The organism is Sporomusa sp. GT1, from assembly GCF_014634905.1.
Taxonomy (GTDB): domain Bacteria; phylum Bacillota; class Negativicutes; order Sporomusales; family Sporomusaceae; genus Sporomusa; species Sporomusa sphaeroides.
In genome coordinates this window covers 1-6130 of the sequence record NZ_BMBX01000051.1, presented here as the reverse complement: position 1 = coordinate 6130, position 6130 = coordinate 1, and the positions used below count along the sequence as shown (strand labels likewise).

The window sequence follows — 6130 nt, the reverse complement described above, 5'->3', positions numbered from 1 at the left end:
ATTAGCACCACTTTCGCGGTGTTGTCCCCAGTTTAGAGGCAGGTTGTCTACGCGTTACTCACCCGTTCGCCACTAAGTATCTATTGCTAAATACTCCGTTCGACTTGCATGTGTTAGGCACGCCGCCAGCGTTCGTCCTGAGCCAGGATCAAACTCTCCATAAAATTTATTATGAAGCCGTTTAATGGCTCATTTACTTTTTGGAGCGGAAAACGAGATTCGAACTCGCGACCCTCGCCTTGGCAAGGCGATGCTCTACCGCTGAGCTACTTCCGCACCGTTATTAATTGACGTGGTTTTTAACCACTTGCACATCTGGCATTTTATGATGCATTACTTACATTGTTCAGTTTTCAGGGAACCGCAATCCTTAGCGCCGCTCAAGGCGACTTTTATAGGTTACCACAGTCATCATACTATGTCAACTGTATTTTATTGGATTTGGTGGGGCTATCGTGACTCGAACACGAGACCTCTACGATGTCAACGTAGCGCTCTAACCAACTGAGCTATAGCCCCAGCAAGGAATTATAATATTAACAGCCTATAATCAATTTGTCAATAGTAAAATTGCAAATTGGTCGGAGCGGCAGGATTCGAACCTGCGACCCCCTGGTCCCAAGCCAGGTACTCTACCAAACTGAGCCACGCCCCGAAATGTAAATTATATTAAGGATGTTCTTCGCTACCGCTCAGAACTAAGCGATTCGCACCAATCAGTCTTCACTTCTCAGTTCGCCTTCTTGGGCTCTCTGCTTAGATGGTGCCGGAGGTCGGACTCGAACCGACACGGGGTTGCCCCCGGCAGATTTTGAGTCTGCTACGTCTGCCAATTACGTCACTCCGGCAAGTTCAGTTGTACAACCCGTTTTGGGGTGCAGAAGTTATTATAGAGTAAAACAATCAAACCGTCAAGGAATAGTTTCAACTATTGTTTTCATGTACTATTAGCAGTTCTGGCTGAACGAGAAGCCGATTGTTCTTATTCGCTGAGCAACAGCTCAAATGCATCACGCTGCAAAATGGTGATTACCCGCTTATCTATATGAAGTATTTTCTCACGTGACAAATTCCTTAGTTCCCGGCAAAGGGACGGACGGGATACGTTCAGATGCTCGGCCCATGCCTTTTGCGTGTAAGGCAGCTCAATAACATTACTGGCCCAGTCTGTTGAAATACAATGCAATAAGGAATACGCAATTTTGCTTTGAATAGAGCAATAAGACAACAGTTCAATCTTCTGGTTCAGCATAACCAGTTTTTCCGACATAAGTGTCAAAAAGTTTGCCAATAAGGCTTTGTGCTTTGATAAAGCAGTTATAACATCTTGTTTAGGCAATAACATAACATCCGTGTTAGCGCGTGCTATCACCTGACAGGGATATGCCGGCATTTTGGAAAAAATGGCGCCTTCGGCAAACAAATCGCCTTTTTCTTTACAAATTAAACTTACGACCTTGCCGGACTGAAAATTCTTTTGAACTTCAACACTTCCCCGCAAAATAATCCCGATATAGGCTATCGGTTGATCCATTCTAAATATGTATTGATTTTTTTTATAATTACCGATTTTGTAGGCTGTACCCTGCAAAATGTTTTGGATATTCGCTGTGTCAATATCTTTAAATAGCGGACAGCTTGCTACCACAGGGATAAAACATTCCATTTCAATCACCATTTTCAAAATATGTAACCTGGGATACACCTATTAGCTCTTAATCCAATTATAATACACATATCGGTAATTGATAAAGGTTTTCATTATCATATATTTAAAATTATATACCAGGGGGAGATAATGTGAAGAAAAAAACGCTGCTGGCCTTGATCGCGCTGACCCTTTCCACCACTCACACTTACGCGGAAGAAATGCCACCCGAAGAATTTACACTGCCGGAAATCGTCGTTACCGCCACTAAAACCGGTATGGACAAAAAGCTGGTACCGGCATCGGTGGAGGTAATCAGCAAAGCCGATATCCAGGCACGCGGTGCTCAAACGCTGAAAGATGTTATCAGCACCGCCACAGATATCAGTATCATTCGTTCAACCGGCCGGGATGCCATTTCCATTCGCGGCTTTGAATCGCGATTTTCCATGATCCTCATTGACGGCAGACGCCTCTCATCAGAAATCGATCAGAATTATGAACTTGACCGAATACCACTGGAAAATGTCGAACGTATTGAAATTGTCCGTGGTCCGGTCAACTCCCTCTATGGCACAGACGCGATGGGCGGAGTAGTCAATATCATAACCAGACAGGCTGTTGAGCCAGGCTTTACCCTCAGCCTGGCGCACGGGGCTTTCACCGGCAATAAAGGCGCTAAGGACAACTATAATTTCACTTATGATTCCGGCATCCACGGTAAAACCGGTGTAACTATTTCAGGCTCACACCTGGAAAATGACGCTTCATTTAAAGGCGACGGAACAACCTATTCCCCTTATGGCATCCGGAAAAACATCAGCGCCCGCGTAGATTATCAATTAACAGATAAGGAAGCGCTGACTCTCACGGCGGCCTATATGAATGAAGATACCCGCGAGCTTGCCTACAAACAAACTGCCAAAGGAGCCATCAAAGCCAATATCCATGATGATAATGAACGGTATGATTATTCACTAAGCTATACGAAACAGCAGAGCGATAGCAGTGTGTTTTTGCGCGCTTACTTATCTGACTACTATAAAAAGGTTGATGTACACAACCTGGCTAATGCACAACTAATGAATTACGGGGATTCTCACCGCACTCTGCCTGGCTTTGAAGCCCGTCTGACACGCAATGTCGGTTCAGATCATGTCCTGACCTACGGCGGCGAATACCGTCCGGAAAAATTCCGTGGCACAGGAGTGCGTACAGGGGAAGGCATCTTTTATGTTGATTATGAGGGCAAGAGCTTTGAGGGTTCTTCCATCGACCTTACTTATTCCGCACTATACATACAGGATCAATGGCAAATCTCACCCAAGCTGCTGGCCGTCACCTCTTTGCGCTATGATGACAGCAATAAATTTGAAAGCAATCTAAGCCCCAAACTCGGCTTAACCTATGAAGCCAGCTCTGATTCCAGGGTTAAGCTGAATATTGCCAAGGGTTTCCGCAGCCCCACGCCCAACCAATTGTATATTAGTTCTCAGGTCAACCGTAACGGCAAGGTAGTAACCTTAGACGGCAATGCCAACTTGCAATCCGAGGAATCTGATTCTTATGAGCTGTCATTGGAAAAGGATTGGGGTAAGGCAACAGGAAAACTTACCTATTTTTCCAATAAGCTTGACAACATGATTGAGGAATCTTGGGTAAGCACAACCAGAATACAATATGAAAACATAAGCAAGGCAACGCTGCAGGGGGTGGAAGCCGAACTGAAATACCCCTTATCAGATACCTTCTCCTGGTCGGTCAATTACACCAACCTGGATGCAACCAATGATGTGACCAATACCCGGCTGCTCAACCGCGCCAAACACAAACTGGCCTCCCGCCTGTCTTACAATGATCAAAAAACCGTCAGAGCCAATCTGTGGTGCGAAATGTATGCCGATTATTTGCATGATGCCGGTTCCAATGTAGAAAAAAATAAATCCTACTCCATCTGGAATCTAAATGTGGAAAAATCGCTGGATAAAAACAACACTCTGTCTGTGGGTATTGAAAACCTGCTCAATAAAAAGGATGATGATCTCTCTTTACAGGGCATGTACATCCACAGCAAACTTCTTATGAAGTTTTAACCTTTGTTCCGGTTAAACCCGGAACTACAGCACAGAGAGGAGGCAACTATGTACCAAAAAATGACCAGAGCATCGTTACTGCTGGCGCTGATGTTCCTGTTACAGTCACTCAGACTGCTTATGCCAATACCTGCGTTTGTATCCATGTTTGTCATTGGCAGTGCTGTTAACGCCTGCCTGCTGGCTGCCGTCGAAACAGCCGGCTGGCGGGCGGCCATACTGCTCGCAGTTATCGCGCCTGTTATCGCTTATTTCCAGCAGGCATTGCCGCTCCCGGTATTAATCCTGCCGGTAGCTGCCGCCAATATTGTCTATATAGCCGCTTACACCTTGTTTTTTACAACCAATCGCTGGTTTGCGGTTGCAGCAGCCGCAATAGCAAAGATGGCCGGCCTTTATTTTTCGGTATCCTGGCTCATGCTGGCAGTCAATATACCTGATAACCTGGCAGCAATTATAACCATGATGCTGAGCTGGCCTCAGTTGATAACCGGTGTCACAGGAGGTATTTTATGTTTTGTGTTACTGGCAAGGCGGCACAATATCAAGCGGCAAACCGCACAATAACCGGCACCGAAATCGTCGTGTCACAGGAGCATTGCCATAGCTGTCAGACCTGCCTGACTGCTTGCCCACTCTACAGCCGCTGCTCTGCTGCCGGCGATTGCTCAATACAATCCATTGCCGCTCAGGCTTGCATCACCTGCGGCGCCTGCTTGCAAAGCTGTCCCGGCAAGGTTGTTGAATATCAGGATGATATCCAGCGTTTTCTCCAGGACTTAATTGCAGGAACCCCGATTTCCTTATTAGTCGCCCCTGCAGTGCAACGACATTTTCCTGATTACCGCCAGGTTTTCGGCTTTCTCAAAACATTAGGGGTTGTGTCCTTTTACAATGTATTGCTGCGGGCAGATATTACTCTCTGGGCCTATCTGAAAGTATTGCGCCGCAAGGAGAACACGCCGTTTATCTCATCCCCCTGCGCTGCTGTTACCAGTTATATTATGAAACACGCACCGGCGCTAAAAAAACACCTGATGCCTGTATATAGCCCGCTTATCTGTTCAGGAATCTATCTGAAAAAATACCGCAATGTGCCGGAAAAGCTGGCGTTTTTATCACCCTGTATTGCTAAGCGTTCAGAACTGCGGCAAAATCGTCCAAACCATACCGGCGTGGATTATAACATAACCATTGGCCATTTAAAGCAATACTTATTGCATGCGGGTATTGATGTAAGCAACTATGAACCGGTGAATTTCAGCGATTCCCGGGAAGGCGGCGGCCAGACCCTTAATGCCTATGGAGGAATTTCCGAATGTTTGTCCGCACAATTCCCCCAGGGGCATTACCGTAAGCTCAGCGGTACCGGATCAGTATATAGTTTTCTGGATGATTACCAGTCGGCCTTGGCGGCCGGCGATCGCCTGCCCACACTGCTGGAGGTTTATAACTGCGCCGCCGGCTGTGACAACGGTACCGGGGTAGGTGTTTATCCGGATAACCTGGTTACCGAAGCCTGCCATCACATTGCACCAGAGCAGGCCCGTAATGTGGAAGCGACCTTTCAGTATTTTGATAAAAGCCTGCATTTGTCTGATTTTATCTGGAAACTATAGCAAAAAAATAATAACCTGCAAGCATAGAAGGAGTGATAAGATGCCGCATAGGTTAATGATTAAAGACCGTAATGATGTGCTCACAATTTCTTTTCAAGACATGGTTAACTATCATGGCCGGGAATTTATCGGCGGAGTAGCTATGGCTTTTAAGCTGATGGAACTGGCCTGCTGCCTGCTCTCACCTGATGAAACGCCATCCCGGGAAAAATTCGTTATCCTGCTGGGAGTTCACGGGCCTGGCATTATCGACGGCCTGGAACTGGTTACCCGGGCGAAATCCCGGGGAACCCTGCTTGTTGATCCTCCTGCCGCGTTTGCCAAGGATGCTCCCGATGCCGCCGACGGCCTGGGCGGCAAATATTACTTTGAAATCGATTATGGCGAAAAAAAACTGGTCCTGAGCTTAAAGCATGGTCTGTTACCGCCAGAATTCATTACCCTGGCCTATAAAACCCATGACGGCACCTTAACCCCTGCCGATGCAGTAAGACTTTCCATCCTTAAAGAAGAAATCGCTGAATTCCTGTTGTCAAAAGAAGCCGCTTCCTTATTCGACTTTCAATTAGTATCGCCGGCAAAATCATTTCAACAGAACTGAAACACCAGGAAGCCATACTTTCAACGAAAATACCAAAAGAGGCAGGCCGCGAAAACGCGCCTGCCTCTTTTGGGACGAGGGGACATGGGACGAGGGGACAGCAGACTGTGTGAAATATCCTCTCACGCCCTCTAATAAAGTAGCTTAAAATACAAAATGCTAGGCAAAT

Annotated in this window: 5 protein-coding genes, 4 tRNA genes and 1 rRNA gene; 4 read left to right on the top strand and 6 right to left on the bottom strand. The window is 46.5% G+C overall.

Annotated features, from left to right (window positions below; translation table 11 throughout):
* The 6 genes from GT1_RS21685 to GT1_RS21660 all read right to left on the bottom strand — a co-directional run.
* A 16S ribosomal RNA gene (locus tag GT1_RS21685) occupies positions 1–164 on the bottom strand; the annotation flags it as partial.
* A gap of 37 nt (positions 165–201) precedes the next feature.
* Positions 202–276 (bottom strand) — tRNA-Gly (locus GT1_RS21680).
* A gap of 166 nt (positions 277–442) precedes the next feature.
* A tRNA-Val gene (locus tag GT1_RS21675) sits at positions 443–519 on the bottom strand.
* Between the two features lie 59 nt (positions 520–578).
* Positions 579–655: transfer RNA gene (locus tag GT1_RS21670), tRNA-Pro, on the bottom strand.
* Positions 656–761: 106 nt separating this feature from the next.
* Positions 762–848 (bottom strand) — tRNA-Leu (locus GT1_RS21665).
* Between the two features lie 134 nt (positions 849–982).
* Positions 983–1678 (bottom strand): Crp/Fnr family transcriptional regulator, encoded by a 696-nt coding sequence (locus GT1_RS21660; RefSeq protein ID WP_075758025.1) that lies wholly within the window; start codon positions 1676–1678, stop codon positions 983–985.
* A 122-nt stretch (positions 1679–1800) separates the two neighbouring features.
* Here GT1_RS21660 and GT1_RS21655 point away from each other — a divergent pair, with 122 nt between their 5' ends.
* The 4 genes from GT1_RS21655 to GT1_RS21640 are packed head-to-tail and all read left to right on the top strand — an operon-like array spanning position 1801 to position 5961.
* On the top strand, positions 1801–3741 hold the full coding sequence (locus GT1_RS21655) for a TonB-dependent siderophore receptor (protein ID WP_188400464.1): 1941 nt from the start codon (positions 1801–1803) through the stop codon (positions 3739–3741).
* Between the two features lie 48 nt (positions 3742–3789).
* A complete protein-coding gene (locus tag GT1_RS21650) occupies positions 3790–4308 on the top strand; it encodes a hypothetical protein (RefSeq protein WP_188400463.1) in 519 nt (172 codons plus the stop codon).
* Entirely contained in the window at positions 4254–5360 is a 1107-nt protein-coding gene (locus tag GT1_RS21645; protein WP_188400462.1) for a [Fe-Fe] hydrogenase large subunit C-terminal domain-containing protein, read from the top strand. Before GT1_RS21650 ends, GT1_RS21645 begins: the two co-directional genes overlap by 55 nt.
* 40 nt (positions 5361–5400) lie before the next feature.
* Positions 5401–5961, top strand: a complete 561-nt coding sequence (locus GT1_RS21640) for a hypothetical protein (RefSeq protein ID WP_188400461.1) — start codon at positions 5401–5403, stop codon at positions 5959–5961.
* Positions 5962–6130: the final 169 nt, after the last annotated feature.